Source organism: Micromonospora sp. WMMD729 (assembly GCF_049315225.1).
Lineage (GTDB): Bacteria > Actinomycetota > Actinomycetes > Mycobacteriales > Micromonosporaceae > Micromonospora.
Genome location: NZ_CP186059.1, coordinates 2356691 through 2374187, shown reverse-complemented (window position 1 = coordinate 2374187; position 17497 = coordinate 2356691). Strand labels below are relative to the sequence as shown.

Below are 17497 nucleotides of genomic sequence, written 5' to 3'. Positions count from 1 at the left end.
ACCGGCTGCCGTACCCCCAGGGCCGAGGGTCAGTCACCCACCGCGCGGAACAGGGCGGCGACCTCCGCGTTGGTCAGCCGCCGCAGACGCCCGGTGCGCAGGTCGCCCAGCCGGATCGGACCGATGGAGGTACGCACCAGACGGGTCACCGGGTGCCCGACCTCGTCCATCAACCGCCGGACGATGTGCTTGCGCCCTTCGTGCAGGCTCAGCTCCACCTGGGCGCTCTTGCCCAGGGTGCCGACCACCTTGAACGAGTCGACCTTGACCGGTCCGTCCTCCAGCTCGACGCCCGCCAGGAGCCGCTTGCTCAGGTTGCGCGGGATCGGCCCGACCACCTCGGCCAGGTAGGTCTTCAGCACCTCGTACGAGGGGTGCATGAGCTTGTGCGCGAGGGTGCCGTCGTTGGTGAGCAGCAGCAGGCCCTCGCTGTCCGCGTCGAGCCGCCCGACGTGGTAGACCCGCTGGTCCAGCCGCCTGCCGATGAAGTCGGCCAGCTCGGTGCGGCCCTTCTCGTCGGCCATGGTGGTGACCACCCCGCGCGGCTTGTTCATCGCCACGTAGACCAGGCGGACGTCGACCTGAAGGCGCTCGCCGTCGACGTGGATCACGGCCTGGGCCGGGTCGACCTTGTCGCCGAGCTTGGCGACCCGCCCGTCCACGGTGACCCGGCGCCGGAAGATCAGGTCCTCGCAGGCGCGCCGGGAACCCACGCCGGCGGCGGCGAGCACCTTCTGCAGGCGTTCCGCGCCCTCGTAGACGGGGGCGTCGGGCTTCGGGGAACGGTTATCGGGTCGCATCAGCAAGCTCTTCTACGTCGTCGGGCAGGAAGGGTGCGAGGGGTGGCAACTCGTCGACGGTGTTCAGCCCGAGCTTCTCCAGGAACAGCGTGGTGGTCCGGTACAGGAACGCCCCGCTGTCCGATTCGGTGCCGCACTCCTCGACAAGACCGCGAGTGACAAGCGTACGGATGACGCCGTCGCAGTTGACACCCCGGATGGCCGAGATCCGCGACCGGGTGACCGGCTGCTTGTACGCGACCACGGCCAGGGTCTCCAGAGCCGCCTGGGTCAGCCGCACGGACTGCCCGTCCAGGACGAACCGCTCGACGTAGGTAGCGTATTCCGGCCGGGTGTACAACCGCCAACCGCCGGCGGCCCGGCGCAGCTCGAAGCCGTGCCCGGCGGCCGTGTAGCCGGCCGCGATCTCGTCGAGCAGCGGCCCGATCCGCTCGGCCGGCTGCTCCAGCACCTGGGCCAGGACCAGCTCGCTGACCGGTTCGTCCACCACCAGGAGGATCGCCTCCAACGCGCCGCGCAACTCGGCGTCGGGCAGCTCGGGCGCGGGCTCCGGCACGACGCTCGCCCGCCGCCGCCCGGCGCCCTGCCGCGGAGGTACGTCCCGGCTCCCCGCCTGAGCGGCACCAGTCGCCTCCGTGGGCCCGGCCGGCACGGGCTCGACAGGGCTGGCGGCCACCGCCGGCTCGGCCGACGCAGCCTGCTCAGCCGGCCCGACGGCCTCGGAAACCTCGGCGGTCGGGGCGGTCGGAACCGACTCGGCCGGCTCGGTGGTCTCTGCGGCTGGGGCCGTCAGGACCGTGTCGGCCGTCTCTAAGAACTCGGCCGACTCGGCGGCCTCGACCGGCGCGGTTGTCGCTGGCGGCTCGGCCGGCTCGTCGGCCTCCGGAACCTCCGCGGGCGCCGACGCGGCCTCGGACTTGGTCGGTGCCGCTGGGCGGGGGCGTTCCCACGGGGGGACCCAGGCGGCGGCCTGATCGGCCAGCGAGTCCCGGCGTTCTTCGTCACTCATCCCGGTCACCCTCTGTCGCTTGCGTCCCGGCGGCACCGCCGGCCTCCCCCGCCGCCTCCGGCCCCGCCGGCTCCGACTCCGCCGGCTCCGGCCCGCTGGTCGGTTCGGGCTCGGCGGCCGTGCCGGCGTACTCGTCGACGTGCAGTTCGGTCTCGCCGTCGGCGGGGCCCGTCCAGCGCACGGTCAGCTCCTCCAGGGCCTGTTCCTGCACGAAAGCCACCAGACCCTCCCGGTACAGCTCCAGCAGCGCCAGGAACCGCGCCACCACCTCCAGGGTGGCCTCGCAGTCGGCGCAGAGCAGCGAGAACGTCGCCGTGCCGGCCCGGCGCAGCCGGGCGGTGAGGATCGCCGCGTGTTCCCGGACACTGACCCGGACCATGTGCACGTGGGCGATGGACACCTCCGGCGCGGCCTTCGGGGTCATCGCCTTCACAGCCAGCTTCAACAGCCGCTGCGGGCCGATGCCGAGCACCAGGTCGGGCAGCGCCTCGGCGTAGCGGGGTTCCAGGCTCACCGCGCGGGGGTAGCGGCGACCGCCGACCGCCTCCAGCTCGGCGATGTGGGCCGCCGCCTCCTTGTACGCCTTGTACTGCAGCAGCCGGGCGAAGAGCAGATCCCGGGCCTCCAGCAGGGCGAGATCCTCCTCGTCCTCGACGTCGGCGGCGGGCAGCAGCCGGGCGGCCTTCAGGTCGAGCAGGGTCGCGGCGATGAGCAGGAACTCGCTCGCCTCGTCCAGGTCCCAGTCGTCGCCCATGGCCCGGATGTAGGCGATGAACTCGTCGGTCACCGTGTGCAGGGCCACCTCGGTGACGTCGAGCTTGTGTTTGCCGATGAGCTGCAACAGCAGGTCGAAGGGGCCGGTGAAGTTGGCGAGTCGCACCGTGAAGCCGGTGGGCTGCGCCTCGTCGACCACGGCCGGATCGGCGGTGTCGGGCGGGTCGAGGGGCGGCGCGGTCACCGCACGACCGTAGTCCACGAGACGGGCACCGGGACGTCCGGCTACCGCTCCGACTGGGCGGCGATCACCTCGCGGGCCAGCTGACGGTAGTTACGCGCCCCGGAGGAGGCCGGGTCCATCGTCGTGATCGGGGCACCGGCCACGGTGGACTCGGGGAACTTCACCGTCTTGGTGATGACCGTCTGGTAGACCTTGTCGCCGAACGCCTCGACCACCCGCTGGAGCACCTGGCGGCAGTGGGTGGTGCGGCTGTCGTACATGGTGGCGAGGATGCCTTCGAGCTCCAGGTCGAAGTTGAGCCGTTCGCGCACCTTGTCGATGGTGTCGAGCAGCAGGGCCACCCCGCGCAGGCTGAAGAACTCGCACTCGAGCGGGATGAGCACGCCGTGCGCGACGGTCAGCGCGTTGATCGCCAGCAGGCCGAGTGACGGCTGGCAGTCGATCAGGATGTAGTCGTACTCCTTGCGGACCGAGCGCAGCACCCGGGCCAGGGCCATCTCCCGGGCGACCTCGTTCACGAGCTGGATCTCGGCGGCGGAGAGGTCGATGTTGGCGGGCAGCAGGTGCAGGCCCGCGACGTCGGTCTTGATGAGGACGTCCTCGGCGGTCACGTCGTCCTGCATGAGCAGGTTGTAGACGGACAGGTCGAGGTTGTGCGGGTTGACGCCCAGGCCCACCGAGAGGGCGCCCTGCGGGTCGAAGTCGACGAGCAGCACCTTGCGGCCGTACTCGGCGAGGGCCGCGCCCAGGTTGATGGTGGTGGTCGTCTTGCCGACGCCACCCTTCTGGTTGGCCATCGCGATGATGCGCGCCGGACCGTGCCGATCGGTGGGCATCGGCTCGGGGATGGGCTTGCGCATGGTGTAGGCGGCCGGGTCGGCCGGACCCAGATCGTTGCCGAGCGCGGCCTGCTGCTCGCGGAGCTCCGACGTCCACGTCTCGGCACGGTCACCGTTGCCAGCCATGTCCTCGTTGCCCCCTCCCGACGACCCACCCGGCGTCGGAGCCGTCCGACGTCCTTCGCGGCGCCGCTGCGCACCCCGGTCTGTCGCCCCAGGAGGTCCGCGCCGATGCCGACTGTACGCCACCGACCAGCAGGGCGTTCGGCACCGGCCCGGCGTGTCGGGGCCGACGCCCGCCGGGGCCGTCAGTCGCGGGCGCGCGGGTGGGCGGTGGCGTACACCTCGCGCAGCCGTTCGACGGTGACGAGGGTGTAGACCTGGGTGGTGGTCACCGACGCGTGGCCGAGCAGTTCCTGCACGACCCGTACGTCGGCGCCGCCGTCGAGCAGGTGGGTCGCGTACGAGTGGCGCAGGGTGTGCGGGGACACCGCCGACGGTCCGTCGACCGGCAGTCCGGCGCGGGCGGCGGCGTGCCGCAGGATGATCCAGGCGCCCTGGCGGGACAGCGCGCCACCCCGGGCGTTGAGGAACACCGCCGGGGTGCCCCGGCCGGCGGCGGCCAGCGTCGGGCGGGCCCGGACCAGGTAGGCGCGGACCGCGTCGACGGCGTACCCGCCGATCGGGACGAGGCGCATCCGGCCGCCCTTGCCGCGCAGCAGCACGGTGCCCTCGTCGACGTCCAGGTCGTCGATCGCCGCGCCGACCGCCTCGGAGATGCGCGCGCCGGTGCCGTACAGGAACTCCAGCAGCGCCCGGTCGCGCAGCGCGAGCGACGCGCCGTCGCCGGTCGCGGTGACCGGGCCGGCGGTCTCCAGCAGCCGGACCACGTCGTCGACTCCCAGCGCGCGGGGCAGCCGGCGGGGCGGGGTCGGCGGGCGGACGTCGCGGCTCGGGTCGGCGCCGGCCAGCCCCTCGCGCAGGGCGAACCGGTGCAGGCCCCGCACCGCGCTGGCCGCGCGGGCGGCCGACGACACGGCAAGGGGCGGGTGGTCGTCGTCGCCGGCGCGCAGTCGGGCCAGGTGTGACTCGACGACGCCGGGGGCGACCGACGCGAGGTCGGCGACGCCGGCGTCGGCCAGGGTGGCCAGGTAGCGGTCCAGATCCCGGCGGTACGAGGCGAGGGTGTTCGCGGAGAGGCCGCGCTCGACGGTGAGGTGGTCGAGGTAGCCACGGACGGCACGGCGCAGGGCCGGCGCGGGTTCGACGCCCGCACCGGCCCGCAGCACCGCGGAGTCGGTCAGCCCAGCACCTCGGCCAGCGTCAGCACGGGCATGCCGTGCGCCTCGGCGACCGGGCCGTAGGTGACCTGGCCGTCGTGGGTGTTGAGGCCCAGCGCCAGCGCGGGGTCGCTGCGCAGCGCGTCGCGCCAGCCCTGGTTGGCCAGTTCGAGGGCGTACGGCAGGGTGACGTTGGTCAGCGCGTAGGTGCTGGTGTTCGGCACCGCGCCGGGCATGTTCGCCACGCAGTAGAAGATCGACTCGTGCACCTTGTAGACCGGGTCGGCGTGCGTGGTGGGGCGCGAGTCCTCGAAGCAGCCGCCCTGGTCGATGGCGATGTCGACGAGCACGCTGCCCGGCTTCATCCGGGAGACCAGCTCGTTGGAGATGAGCGTCGGGGCCTTCGCACCGGGCACCAGCACCGCGCCGATGACCAGGTCGGCGTCGAGGACGGCCCGCTCGATCTCGTACGCGTTGGAGGCGACGGTCTGCAGGTGCCCCCGGTAGATGGCGTCGGCCTGACGCAGCCGGGCCACGTTCTTGTCCAGCAGCAGCACCTCGGACTGCAGACCCAGGGCGATGGCGGCGGCGTTCAGGCCGGAGACGCCGGCGCCGATGACCACGGTCTTCGCCGCGTACACGCCGGAGACACCGCCGGGCAGCACCCCCCGGCCGCCGCCGGTCCGCATCATGTAGAACGCGCCGACCTGCGGGGCGAGCCGGCCGGCGACCTCGGACATCGGGGCGAGCAGCGGCAGCGACTTGTCGGGCAGCTCCACCGTCTCGTACGCGATGCCGGTGACCTTCCGGTCGACCAGCGCGTCCGTGCACTCCTTCGAGGCGGCCAGGTGCAGGTAGGTGAAGAGCACCTGCCCCTCGCGCATCCGGTGGTACTCCTCGGCGATCGGCTCCTTGACCTTGAGCACCAGCTCGGCGGTGTCCCAGACCTCGTCGGCGGTGTCGAGGATCTTCGCGCCGGCGGCGGCGAACTCCTCGTCGGTGATGCTGGAGCCGACGCCGGCGCCGGACTCGACGAAGACCTGGTGGCCGCTGCGGGTGAACTCGTTGACGCCCGCCGGCGTGATCGCCACGCGGTACTCGTGGTTCTTGACCTCGCGTGGGATTCCGACCTTCACGATGCAGACACCTCTCTTCGGGGGTTGCGTTCCCCCCGACCGCTCGGTGCCACGACGGCCCCGTTGCCGCCGCGGTCCACCGGTCCCGCCGGCGGCAGTCTAGGCGCGTCCGGTGCCGCCACGAGCCAGCACAGTGGCATTCGGTGCCCGGGTGACCTGACGGATTGTCAGGGTAGGACCCGGGCCGGCGGTGGACGTCGCCTCAACCGTCAGGACAGTGTTCGCCCATTATCGTCCCATCTGACGGGTGGCGGTACGGACAGCGGGCGAGTGGATCACTATTGTGTCCGCCCATGACCACTCCTCCTTACCAGCCCGGGTACGCCCCGGGTTACTCCGACAAGAGCAAGGTCGTCGCGGGCATCCTCGGCATCCTGCTCGGCACCTTCGGGGCCGGTCGGTTCTACACCGGACACACCAAGATCGCCGTGCTCCAGCTCGTCGTGAGCCTGGTGACCTGCGGCGCCGGCGGCCTCTGGGGCCTGATCGACGGCATCCTGATCCTCGTCAACGGCGGCACCGACGCGCAGGGCCGCCAGCTGCGGGACTGACCGTCCGCGCGACCATACAAAGGGGCCCCGCCGTCGGCGGGGCCCCTTTGGCGCGTACTCGATGATCGGCTGGACCGGCGGCGGCGCTCAGCGCGGCAGCGGCGCCTCCGCCCGGCGCAGCGCCGCGAAGCCGGTGTCCCGGCCACGCGCCGCCGCGAGCAGGCCGGCCACCGCGGACGCGTTGGTGATCTCGCCGGCCAGGACCATGCCGACCGCCTCGTCCAGGTCGACGCGGATGACCTGGAGGTCGGCCTCCTCGTCGTGGCGCTCGTGCCGCTCGTCGGCCGGCACGTCGGCGAGGTCCCGGGCCAGGAAGACCCGGACGAGCTCGTTGGTGAACCCCGGCGAGCTGTGCAGGTCGACCAGCACGTCGAGCCGCCCGGCGGTCAGGTCGGCCTCCTCGGCCAGCTCGCGCAACGCGGCCGCCGGCAACTCCTCGCCGGAAACGTCCATCAGCCCCGCCGGCAGCTCCCACAGGTGCCGACCCACCGGGTGCCGGTACTGGCGGATCAGCACCACCTGACCGGCGTCGTCGAGAGCCACCACGGCCACCGCACCGACGTGCCGCACGAGGTCCCGCCGCCCGGTGCCGCCGCCCGGCATGGTCACCTCCTCGGTGACCACGTCGAAGATCCGCCCCCGGTAGCGCTCCTCACGGGAGCGGACCTCGTAGCGATGCTCGGTCACGCCGACGCCTTCGTGGCGGCGCCGTTGCGGGCGGCCTTGCGGGTCGACGGGGCCTCCGCGGCCGCCTCGAGATCGACCGGCAACTGGTCGGCCTGCGAGTACGCCACCGCGGCCTTGACGAACGACGCGAACAGCGGGTGCGGACGGGTCGGGCGGCTCTTGAGCTCCGGGTGCGCCTGGGTGGCCACGAAGAACGGGTGCAGGTCACGGTCCAGCTCGATGAACTCGACCAGCCGACCGTCCGGCGAGGTGCCGGAGATGTGCAGGCCCGCCTTGGTCAGCGCGTCCCGGTAGGCGTTGTTGACCTCGTAGCGGTGCCGGTGCCGCTCGCTGATGTCGGTGCTGCCGTACGCCTCGGCGACGATCGAGCCCTCGGTCAACGTCGCCGGGTACGCCCCGAGCCGCATGGTGCCGCCCAGGTCACCCTTGCCGGCGACGATGTCCTCCTGGTCGGCCATGGTGGCGATGACCGGGTGCGCGGCCTGCTCGTCGAACTCGAGGGAGTTCGCGCCGTCCAGGCCGGCCAGGTGCCGGGCCACGTCGATCGTCATGCACTGCAACCCGAGGCAGAGGCCGAGCAGCGGGATGCCGTTCTCCCGGGCGTACCGGGCCGTGCCGATCTTGCCCTCGATGCCGCGCACGCCGAACCCGCCCGGGATGAGGATGCCGTCCACGCCGGCGAGGGCCGCCGCCGCGCCCGCCGGGGTGACGCACTCGTCGCTAGGCACCCACTTGAGCTGCACGCGGGACCGGTTGCCGAACCCGGCCGCCCGGATCGCCTCGCTCACCGACAGGTACGCGTCGGGCAGGTCGACGTACTTGCCGACCACCGCGACGGTCACCGTGTGCCGGGGGCGGTGCACCCGCTCCAGCAGGTCGTCCCAGCTCGTCCAGTCCACGTCCCGGAACGACAGCCCGAGCCGGCGCACCACGTACGCGTCGAGCCCCTCGCGGTGCAGCACCTTCGGGATGTCGTAGATGCTCGGCGCGTCCGGGGCGGCGACGACCGCCTCGCGGTCCACGTCGCAGTAGAGCGACAGCTTCTCCTTGAGCTTCTCCGGGATCTCCCGGTCGCAGCGCAGCACGATGGCGTCCGGCTGGATACCGATGTTGCGCAGCTGCGCCACCGAGTGCTGGGTCGGCTTGGTCTTCAGCTCGCCCGACGGCGCCAGGTACGGCACCAGCGAGACGTGCAGGTAGAAGCAGTTGTCCCGGCCCAGGTCGTGCCGGACCTGACGGATCGCCTCCAGGAACGGCAGCGACTCGATGTCGCCCACCGTGCCGCCGACCTCGGTGATGACCACGTCGGGCAGGACGCCGTCCTCGTCCGGATCCGCCATCGCCAGGATCCGCGACTTGATCTCGTTGGTGATGTGCGGGATGACCTGGACGGTGTCGCCCAGGTATTCCCCCCGACGCTCCTTGGCGATCACGTCGGAGTAGATCTGCCCTGTGGTGACGTTCGCCTTGCCGGACAGCGCCCGGTCGAGGAAACGCTCGTAGTGTCCGACGTCGAGGTCGGTCTCGGCGCCGTCCTCGGTGACGAAGACCTCGCCGTGCTGGAACGGGTTCATCGTCCCCGGGTCGACGTTCAGGTAGGGGTCGAGCTTCTGCATCACCACGCGCAGCCCGCGCGCGGTCAACAGGTTGCCGAGGCTGGAGGCGGTGAGGCCCTTACCCAGCGAGGAGGCGACGCCCCCGGTGACGAAAATGTGCCTGGTCGTCCGTGCTGATGGGGCCAAGGCCTGCTCCCGTGTCGTCTGTCGCGGTCATGCAGACCGCCGTGCTCGATCAGCAAAGTGATCACGCGATCCACGGGATTCCACGGTAACACCTCCGCGACGGGTACTCGCAGGCCGCACCCCGGCTGGGCCATCTCGACGACACCCGGCGGTCAGGAGGCGGCAACCTCGCTCGATGGCCGGTCCACCGGCGCGTCCGCCGGACGCCGCTGCGCCGGAGCGGTGGCCGCAGCGCCCCCCGTGGGACCGTCCGGCCGTCCGGCGCCGTCGACCGCCGGCGAGCCCAGGTCCAGCCCTCGGACGACCGTACGGGGCGGCGCGGCGGGCGCACCGCTGACCGGCCGGGGGTGACCGGCGCCCAGCGGACCACCGCCGCCGGTCGGACCGTTCCCCCCGCCGGCCGGCCCGTCGCCCCCGGAACCCGAATCGTCGTCGGCCTCGTCCTCCCGCGCGCGGCCGGTGCCGGGACGGGTCCGGTCGGCGGCGTGCCCGAGGACCCGCAACGACGCCAGCGCCGCCATCGGCACCACCAGGGCGGCCGCCGCGCCGGCCACGTCCAGCGCCGCGCCGTCGAGCACGCCGCCCAGCACCGCGGCGACGGCCGTGCCACCGAACGCCGCCCGCACCGCCGGGTAGATGCCGAACAGCCGCATCAGCCCACCCCACGGCTGGAGCAGCGCGAACCACACCAGCAGCCCACCGACGATCGCCAGCACGGTCAGCGGGCTGTTCACCAACGTCTCGAAGTTGGCCGTGCTGGAACGGTGCACGGTGAACCCGCCGGTGCCGTCGCCGACCGCGGACAGGAACCGGCCCAGGCTCCCCCGCTCGGCCGCCGGCCGGCGCAGGTCCACCACGGCGAAACCGATACCTACCGCCAGGGCGGCCATGCTGGCCCATGCCAGCCGGCTGATGGTCAGCCAGCCACCGGCGCTGATCGCCGCCGCCACGCTCAGGCCGCCGGTCAGCGCGATCGCGCCGACCGGGTCGGCACCCAGGTACGGGCTGCCGACCACCACCACGGCGAGGCCACCCACGGCGACCATCACGGCGGGCCGCCAGCGACGGTGCACCCGCTGGGCGAGCCACCCGCCGGTCACCAACGCGCCGGCGAGGAACACCCCGAGCGCGACCGTGCTCAGCCCGGCGTACCGGCCACCCTGCAACGCGGAGTAGCCGACCACACCGTTGAGCTGGAGGCGGGCACCGGTCAGCACGTCCACCCCGACAACCAGGGTGGTGAGGCCGGCCACCGCGCCGACCGGGCCGAGGGTCCTGGCGTACCCGGGAGCGAACCGCACCGCGGCCGTGCCTCCCGCGACCAGCAACGCGGTGACCCCGGCGAAGATCCACCCCGGGTGCCCGCCCCGCCACCAGGGGACGGCGTCGGCCAGCAACGCGGCCGGAACGGTCAACGCCGCCGCGACCAGCAGCAGCTCGACCACCGCCACGACCCGGGCGGGAACCGGGGTCGGACCGGTCGGGCCGGCGTGCGGCCGGGCGCGGCGCAGCAACGGCAGCACCGCCAGGGCCAGCAGCACCTGCACCACGGCCAGCACGGTGAAGAACCCGCCGGACACGGTCCGCTGGGCGGCCGCCTCCCGGTCGGCGTCCGCCGGGGCGTCGATCGCCTCCGTCAGGTCCGCCGGCCGGCCGCCCGTGCTGACCGCCGGACGGCCCAGGAACAGCCGCTCCGGCATCGGCCGGCCCAACGCGGCCAGCGCCGTGGGCGCGAGGTCGACGAGTTGCAGGTAACCGTCCCGGCCGGTGCTGGCCGAGGTGAGCCAGCCCCGTTCCCACCCCGGCCCGTCGGCGATCGCCACGTGCAGCCGCGACGGTCGCTCGGTGTCGGAGATGCCGGCGACCAGCACCAGCGACCGCGGCGGGCGGGCGGCCAGGACCCGGGCCAACTGCGCGTCGGCCGCCCGCGCCTCCTCGGCGCGCGCCGCCGGGTCGGTCCCCTCGATCGTGCCGAGGTCGACGATGCTCAGCACGCAGGAGCCGAGCAGCCGGCGCGGATCGGCCGGCAGACCCGCGGCGTACCTGTCGACCCGGCCGAAGGGCCGCGCGGCGGCCACGGCGGCGCCCGGACCCACGGCGACCGAGCAGCGCACCGACTCCGACAGCGACCCGGGCAGGGTGCCCCACGGCAGCCGCTGCTGGTTGTACTGGACCACACTCTCCTGGTCGGGCAGGTTCGCGCCGATCCCGTCCGGCTGCTCCACGGCCACCGAGGCCGGCGGGCAACCGCCGTCGGGGCGGGCGCCGTTCCAGCCGGCGAAACTGCCCGCGCCGAGCGTCAGCCAGCCGTCCACCGGGCAGGTGGGCCGGTGTGCGGACCGTACCGACAGCGAGCCGATCGAGCCCTCCTGGGCCATCCGCCACAGCGTCGGCGTGCGCTGCTCGTCGACGTCCTCCCAGCGCAACCCCGCCACACCGGCGAGCACCACGAAGTCGGCGGTGCGCTGCGGCGTGCCCTGCGGCGGCCGGACGGCGAGCGCGGCGACGCCCAGCGCCACCACGAGCACGGTCAACAGGGCCGGGGCCAGTCGACGCATCATCACCGGTGTCCCGTCATGGGCGCGTCGGAGCCGGGCGCCGCCGGGTGGGCGGCCAGTTCGGCGTAGAGGGCGGCCAGCACGGCGACCGTGTCCGCCTCGGTGGGCCACGTCGCCGCCCGTTCGGCGCCGCGCCGGCCCAGATCCGCCCGGGCCGCCGGGTCGTCCAGCAGCGCGCGCACCGCCGCGTCGACCGCGTCCACGTCGACCGAGGGGACCAGCGCGGCGGCGTCGCCGACCAGCTCCGGCAGGCCACCCACCGCCGTCGTCACCAGCGGCACGCCCGCCCGCATCGCCTCCTGGGCGAACAACTGCCGCGCCTCCCAGTCGCTGGTGACCACCGCGAGGTCGGCGCCGGCGAGCAGGTCGGCCACGTCGGTACGGTGCCCCAGCAGGGTCACCGGCGCGCGGGCCGCCGAGATCCGGGCGGCCAGCGCCAGGTACGCCGGGCCGCTCCCGGCGATCACCACGACCGGCGGTGGGGTACGCGTGCGCCAGCGGGCCGCCGCGTCGACCAGCACGTCGTAGCGTTTCTGCGGGTGCAGCCGCCCCACCGAGAGGATCAGCGGCTGCTCCGGTCCGACGCCGAACTCGGCACGGACGGCGGCGCGACGGCGACGCGGCGCGGGCAGCGTCGGGGCGGCGACCGGGGCGAGCCGTGCGTCGGCGGCGCCCAGCGCGGCGGCCCGCTCGACCAGGTCGGCGGACGCCCCGAGGGCCACCCGGGCGCCACGGGCGACCACCCGCTCGACGAGCCGGGACACCCCGCCGCGCAGCCCGCCCGCGAGGACCGCGTTGTGCCAGGTCACCACCAGCGGGACGGCCGGTCGGGCCAGCACGGCGACGAGACCGGCGCGCAGGCCGTGCGCGTGCACCACGTCGACCCGGGCCGTGGCGAGCACCCGCCGCAGGGCGAGCACCGCCCGCGCGTCGGCCGGGGTCGGGCTGGCCGGGATCTCCACCGGTTCGAAACGCGCCCCGACGCCGACGAAGTCGAACTGCTCCTGCGTCGCCGCCGGCCCGCAGACCAGCACCGTCGCCCCGGACGCCACGAGCCCGCGCGCCACCGAACTGACGTGCTGGCCGACCCCGCCGGTGCTGGACGCCAGCACCAGCGCCACGGCGCCCGACCAACCGTTGCGCTCCGTCATGCCGGCCACCGCCGGATGGTGTTGACAACGCTCACCGAACCGCCGTCTCCTTCCCGTCCCCCGACTCCGGGGGGACCGCGCCCGGCGTGGACGTGCCGGCCCGGCCCCGCTGGCCCCGCCGCAGGCGGCGGGCCACCCCGGTCAGCAGCGGCCGTACGTCCCGCCGGTCGACGAACCAGACCACGACGAGGAACACGACACCGACCAGAACCCCGGACAGCATGCCCTGACCGAGCGCCCCGGCCGTCGTCGGGGTGCCGCCGTCCAGCCTGTCGAGCCAGCGGCTCAGGCCCAGCCCGGCGAGCGCGGCGAGCACGCCGGCGAGGAGACCGGCCGCCCCGGCACGCGCCGCTCCGGCCAGCGCCGGCGCACCGGCGGAGCGGGCCACCGCGACGACCAGCAGCGCGCCCAGCACCACCATGCCCACCGAGTTCGCGGACGTCACCGCGAGCACCCGGTCGGTCAGCGGCAGGACCCGGCCGAGCGTCAGCACCGCGACCGGCACGACGAGGAAGCCGACGGCGGTCGCCACCGTGGCCGCCCGGGTCTGCCCGCGCGCGTAGAGCGCCCGGGTGAGGATCGCGAACAGACCGTAGCCGACCAGGCCCGGGGCGTACCCGATGATCGCGGCGGCGGCGGTGGGCGCGGTGGACGCGGGGAAGAAGAAGTGCCCGACCGGCCCCGCGGTGCCGACCAGCGCCGCCGCGCCGAGGCAACTGAACAGCAGCACCCCGCGCACGGCCGGCGCCAGGGTCGCCCGGTAGGTGTCCTCGTCGCCGGCCGAGCGTGCCGCCGCGAGGGTCGGATAGGCCGCCACCGCCAGCGGCACCGCCAGCACCGCCCACGGCAGCAGGTAGACGGTCTGCGCCAGGTTGTAGACGCCGGGGTTGCTGCGCGCGCCCGCGGTCACCTGGTTGAGGCTGACGATCAGGGCGATCTGCTGTGTGGTGACGGTGACCGCGCCCGCCACCGCCAGCGCGCCGACCCGGGCCCGCGCGTCGGCGGGAAACCCGAAACCGGGCCGCGCCCCCAGTCGCAGCCGGCGGACCGGAACGAGCAGCGACAGCGACAGCACCACCACGCCCAGCGTGGTGCCGGCGGAGAGAAGCACCTCGCCGCCGGGGCTGACCCCGGCGACCGTGGCGTAGCGGCCCTGGGTGGCCGTGAACCCCAGGTACACCACGATCACGGTGAGGCTGGACAGCAGCGGGGCGAGCACCGGCCAGGCGAAGCGGCGGTGCGCCTGGAGCACCCCGGTGAGCACGATGCCGACCCCGTACAGCGGTAGCTGCGGCGCGAAGACCCGCAGCATCCGTACCCCGCTGTGCTGCTGGGCGTCGGTGAGGTGGTGCCCCAGTGACTCGACCACCGGGCCGGCGCACAGCGCCACCAGCAGCGCGAGCGGCACCAGCAGGGCCAGCGTCCAGGTCAGCAGGGCGCCGGTGGTCCGGGCGACGGTCTCCCGGTCACCGGCCTCGACCGCGCCGGCCAGCAACGGTACGACGAGGCTGGCCAGCGCCCCACCGGCGACGATCTCGAAGATGAAGTTCGGCACCGCGTTGGCGACCACGTAGGCGCCACCGAGGTCGGTCGGGGCGAGACTCCAGGTGAACACGGCGGTCCGGCCGAAGCCGGCGAGCCGGCTGAGCACGGTGAGGACGGCGATGAGCGCGGCTGCCCCGGCCAGCCGGCCGGCGCCGGCGAGGGGGGCCGGTCTGGTCACGTCAGTCGGTGCGCCGGCCCAGTGCGTCGAGCTCCCGCAGACCCGGGGTCCGCTGGATCACCGCAGTGAAGCTGACCTTCTCACTGGCGGCGGTGAGCCCGGCCAGCACGGCGAGCAGGCCGGCGCGGCCCAGTGGGCCGCTGCGGGCGGCCAACGCGACGCCGAGCAGCGCGCCGAGCGCGTTCGCGCCGCTGTCGCCGACCATGACGTCCTCGGACAGGTCGTCCCCGAGCAGGCCGGCGGCGGCGCCGATGGTACCGGCGGCGATCCCGCCGTGCGGACCGCCGGTCAGCGGCGCGCCCAGCAGCAGCCCGGACTTGATGGCCCGGCCGGGTCGCAGGTCGAGCAGGTTGAGCAGGTTGGCGGTGCCGGCGATCACGCCGGCGCCGAGCAGCACGTCCACGCCCCGACCGAACGCGCCCTGGCGTTGCCGGCGCGGGTGCGCGGCGACGCGGGGGTCGGCGGCGAGCAGCGCGGCGGCGCCCAGCCCGGCCGCGCCCACCCCGACCACCTTGACGAGCCCGGCGGTGACCCGCCCCTCGCGCAGCGCGGCGAGGTGCCCGGCGAAGCCCTTGGCCGCCTTCTGCTCCGGTCGCGCCCCGACCACGTCGTCGTAGAGCCCGACACCGCCGGCGCCGAGACCGGCGACCAGGGCGGCGCCACCGGAGGCGGCGCTCGTCGCGCCGAACGCGCCCGCGGCGGTCGCGCCGGCCGCGAGCGCCGGACCGGCGGCGAGGGTCACCGTCCGGCCCCGGAAGTTGGTGCGCTCCAGCGCCGGACCCACCGGGGCGGTCCGCACCTCGCGCAGCGCGTACCGGGCGGCGGCCGCTCCGGCGGCGGCGACCAGCAGCCGACCCAGCGTGCTCATGCCGGCACCTCGTCGATTACGGACACGGCGGTACGTCGTTCGCTCACTGGGGCAGTCTAGGCAGCAGGGACGCGGCGTTGTCGCCGACGCCGTACTGGCCGGCCTTCTTCTCGGTGAGCTGCTGCACCAGGGCCAGGCTGGTGACCAGTTGCCCCTGGACGGTGTTGGCGTTGTCGACGGTCGAGATGGTCTGCGACAGCACCGGGTCACCCCGGACCACGGACACCACGTTGCCGCCGGCGGAGCCGTTGCCGCCGATTACGATCGCCCCGGTCCGGTCGAACTGTTCGGCGATCTTGACGACCGACTCGTCCCGCTTCTCGGAGTCCTTGTCGACGTACGGCTGGCCGCTGACCACGACGACCGCCTCCGCCGGACCGGTGACCTTGTTGTTGTCGGTGGTCAGGTAGCCGGCGTTGTTGTACGCGGCGAGCACCGCCCGCCGGTCGGCGTCGCTGACCGGTGCGGCGCCCTGGGCCCGGTCCAGCAGGACGCTGGCCAGCAGCGCGCTGGAGGTCTCCACCCCGTGCCCGTTGCCCGGCAGGCCGGTGGTCTGTGCGGTGGGTCGGGCCGCGGTGACGGCCAGTTCCAGCAGGTTCGAGTTGTTGTCCGGGTTGATGAACTTGTCCTGCAGGTCCACCCGACCGGTGATGGTGGCACCGGCGAGCTGGAGCTTCTTGAGCACACCCTCGGTGTGGTCACGTCCGTTCGGCAGGCTGAGCACCACCACCCGGCGTCCGCTGAGGGTGCCCGGCAGGACCACCTGCGACATCTCCTCGGCGAACTCCTCCTCAAGACCGAGCTGCTTCTCCATGTTGGCGACCTGCTGGCGCCACTGCTGGTTGTCCTTGCGCAGCCCGGTGACCTGCTGCTTGAGCGAGTCGGCGACCGGCCCGTTGAGGGCGGCGGTGCCGACCACCAGGCCGATCGCCAGAGCCAGGAAGACCGCGGTGAGGGACACCACGTGGTAGCGGAAGTTGATCACGCTTGCAGCCTCTTGATCGGTCGGGAACTAGAAGAGCCGGTACAGCTGGAACACGAAATTGTCCCACCACTCGGCGACCACACCCAGGTACGCCTTACCGACGGTGGAGACCGCCACCGCGGAGGCCATCGCCGCGATCGCCGAGAGCACCAGCAGCAGCAACGACGAACCGGAGATGCTCTGCCGGTAGAGCCGACTCACGCCCTTGGCGTCGACCAGCTTGCCGCCGACCTTCAGCCGGGTCAGGAACGTCGAGGCCATTCCGCCGCGGCCCTTGTCGAGGAACTCGACGAGGGTGGCGTGGGTGCCGACCGCGACCAGGAGGGAGGCGCCCTTCTCGTCGGCCAGCAGCATCGCCAGGTCCTCGCTGGTCGCGGCGGCCGGGAAGGTGATCGCCGGGACGCCGAGCCCGTTGACCCGGGGCAGGCCGGGCGCCCGGCCGTCCGGGTAGGCGTGCACGATCACCTCGGCGCCGCAGCGCAGCACGTCGTCGGTGACCGAATCCATGTCCCCGATGATCATGTCGGGGGTGTACCCGGCCTCAACCAGCGCGTCCGCGCCGCCGTCCACGCCGATCAGCACCGGCTTGAACTCCCGGATGTACGGGCGCAGCACGTCCAGGTCGGCCTTGTAGTCGTAGCCACGCACCACGATCAGGCAGTGCCGGCCCTGGATCTGGGTCTGGATGTCCGGTACGCCCACACCGTCGAGCAGCAGATCGCGCTCCTGGCGCAGGTAGTCCATCGTGTTGGCGGCGAACGCCTCCAACTGCACCGACAGCCCCTCCCGGGCGTCGGCCATCGCCTTGGCGACCGACTCGGCGTCCTGCAGGGCGCCGTGCGCCACCGGCTCCTCGCCCGCGAACACGGTGTTGCCCTCGATGCGCACCTGGTCGCCCTCGCGGATGCGCTCGAAGACGCCCTCGCCGAGATCGTCCAGGAGCGGAATGCCGGCGGCGATCAACACCTCCGGGCCGAGGTTGGGATAGCGGCCGGAGACCGACGGCTTGGCGTTGAGGACCGCGCCGACACCGACAGCGACCAACGAGTCGGCCGCCACCCGGTCCAGGTCGACGTGGTCGATGACCGCGATGTCGCCGGGGCGAAGCCGGCCGACCAGGCGTTTCGTTCGGCGATCAAGGCGCGCGGTGCCGAGGACTCTGCCCGGTTCGGCATTCCGGTTCCGGCGCAACGTGGGTAGACGCATCGTG

15 protein-coding genes are annotated in these 17497 nt (G+C 73.7%); 1 reads left to right on the top strand and 14 read right to left on the bottom strand.

What is annotated here, in order from left to right; translation table 11 throughout:
• Positions 1–29: 29 nt before the first annotated feature.
• The 6 genes from ACN263_RS10920 to ald form a co-directional block, all read right to left on the bottom strand.
• Positions 30–800 carry a pseudouridine synthase gene (locus tag ACN263_RS10920; RefSeq protein ID WP_422739676.1) on the bottom strand — a complete coding sequence of 257 codons (771 nt, stop codon included), beginning with the start codon at positions 798–800 and terminating at the stop codon, positions 30–32.
• Positions 787–1809 (bottom strand): SMC-Scp complex subunit ScpB, encoded by a 1023-nt coding sequence (gene scpB, locus ACN263_RS10915; protein ID WP_422739675.1) that lies wholly within the window; start codon positions 1807–1809, stop codon positions 787–789. The genes ACN263_RS10920 and scpB overlap by 14 nt, the downstream gene beginning before the upstream one ends.
• Entirely contained in the window at positions 1802–2767 is a 966-nt protein-coding gene (locus ACN263_RS10910; protein WP_422739674.1) for a segregation and condensation protein A, read from the bottom strand. Before ACN263_RS10910 ends, scpB begins: the two co-directional genes overlap by 8 nt.
• A gap of 41 nt (positions 2768–2808) precedes the next feature.
• Positions 2809–3732: a ParA family protein gene (locus ACN263_RS10905; protein WP_357120878.1), complete on the bottom strand. Its 924-nt coding sequence runs from the start codon at positions 3730–3732 to the stop codon at positions 2809–2811.
• Between the two features lie 182 nt (positions 3733–3914).
• Positions 3915–4892: a site-specific tyrosine recombinase XerD gene (locus ACN263_RS10900; RefSeq protein WP_422740675.1), complete on the bottom strand. Its 978-nt coding sequence runs from the start codon at positions 4890–4892 to the stop codon at positions 3915–3917.
• Between the two features lie 14 nt (positions 4893–4906).
• Positions 4907–6022: an alanine dehydrogenase gene (gene ald / locus ACN263_RS10895; RefSeq protein WP_422739673.1), complete on the bottom strand. Its 1116-nt coding sequence runs from the start codon at positions 6020–6022 to the stop codon at positions 4907–4909.
• Between the two features lie 227 nt (positions 6023–6249).
• On the opposite strand from ald, the gene ACN263_RS10890 reads away from it, so the two are divergent.
• Positions 6250–6573 (top strand): TM2 domain-containing protein, encoded by a 324-nt coding sequence (locus tag ACN263_RS10890; RefSeq protein ID WP_422740674.1) that lies wholly within the window; start codon positions 6250–6252, stop codon positions 6571–6573.
• Between the two features lie 87 nt (positions 6574–6660).
• Here the strand turns inward: ACN263_RS10890 and ACN263_RS10885 are convergent, their stop codons facing one another.
• The 8 genes from ACN263_RS10885 to steA form a co-directional block, all read right to left on the bottom strand.
• Positions 6661–7260, bottom strand: coding sequence for an NUDIX domain-containing protein (locus tag ACN263_RS10885; RefSeq protein ID WP_422739672.1), 600 nt, complete (start codon positions 7258–7260; stop codon positions 6661–6663).
• Positions 7257–9002 (bottom strand): CTP synthase, encoded by a 1746-nt coding sequence (locus tag ACN263_RS10880; RefSeq protein WP_422739671.1) that lies wholly within the window; start codon positions 9000–9002, stop codon positions 7257–7259. Before ACN263_RS10880 ends, ACN263_RS10885 begins: the two co-directional genes overlap by 4 nt.
• Positions 9003–9154: 152 nt before the next feature.
• Positions 9155–11563, bottom strand: coding sequence for a hypothetical protein (locus ACN263_RS10875; protein WP_422739670.1), 2409 nt, complete (start codon positions 11561–11563; stop codon positions 9155–9157).
• Entirely contained in the window at positions 11563–12711 is a 1149-nt protein-coding gene (locus ACN263_RS10870) for a glycosyltransferase family 4 protein (RefSeq protein ID WP_422740672.1), read from the bottom strand. Before ACN263_RS10870 ends, ACN263_RS10875 begins: the two co-directional genes overlap by 1 nt.
• A 31-nt stretch (positions 12712–12742) precedes the next feature.
• Positions 12743–14434, bottom strand: a complete 1692-nt coding sequence (murJ, locus tag ACN263_RS10865; RefSeq protein WP_422739669.1) for a murein biosynthesis integral membrane protein MurJ — start codon at positions 14432–14434, stop codon at positions 12743–12745.
• Position 14435: 1 nt separating this feature from the next.
• A complete protein-coding gene (locus tag ACN263_RS10860) occupies positions 14436–15302 on the bottom strand; it encodes a hypothetical protein (RefSeq protein ID WP_422739668.1) in 867 nt (288 codons plus the stop codon).
• 43 nt (positions 15303–15345) lie between these two features.
• Entirely contained in the window at positions 15346–16287 is a 942-nt protein-coding gene (locus tag ACN263_RS10855; RefSeq protein WP_422739667.1) for a copper transporter, read from the bottom strand.
• Positions 16288–16314: 27 nt separating this feature from the next.
• On the bottom strand, positions 16315–17493 hold the full coding sequence (gene steA, locus ACN263_RS10850) for a putative cytokinetic ring protein SteA (RefSeq protein WP_422739666.1): 1179 nt from the start codon (positions 17491–17493) through the stop codon (positions 16315–16317).
• Positions 17494–17497: the final 4 nt, after the last annotated feature.

Coding starts and splice junctions, on each gene's coding strand:
- scpB (WP_422739675.1), bottom strand. CDS start 1,809: ATGAGTGACGAAGAACGCCGGGACTCGCTGGCCGATCAGGCCGCCGCC.
- ACN263_RS10875 (WP_422739670.1), bottom strand. CDS start 11,563: ATGATGCGTCGACTGGCCCCGGCCCTGTTGACCGTGCTCGTGGTGGCG.
- ACN263_RS10905 (WP_357120878.1), bottom strand. CDS start 3,732: ATGGCTGGCAACGGTGACCGTGCCGAGACGTGGACGTCGGAGCTCCGC.
- steA (WP_422739666.1), bottom strand. CDS start 17,493: ATGCGTCTACCCACGTTGCGCCGGAACCGGAATGCCGAACCGGGCAGA.
- ACN263_RS10870 (WP_422740672.1), bottom strand. CDS start 12,711: ATGACGGAGCGCAACGGTTGGTCGGGCGCCGTGGCGCTGGTGCTGGCG.
- ACN263_RS10920 (WP_422739676.1), bottom strand. CDS start 800: ATGCGACCCGATAACCGTTCCCCGAAGCCCGACGCCCCCGTCTACGAG.
- ACN263_RS10860 (WP_422739668.1), bottom strand. CDS start 15,302: ATGAGCACGCTGGGTCGGCTGCTGGTCGCCGCCGCCGGAGCGGCCGCC.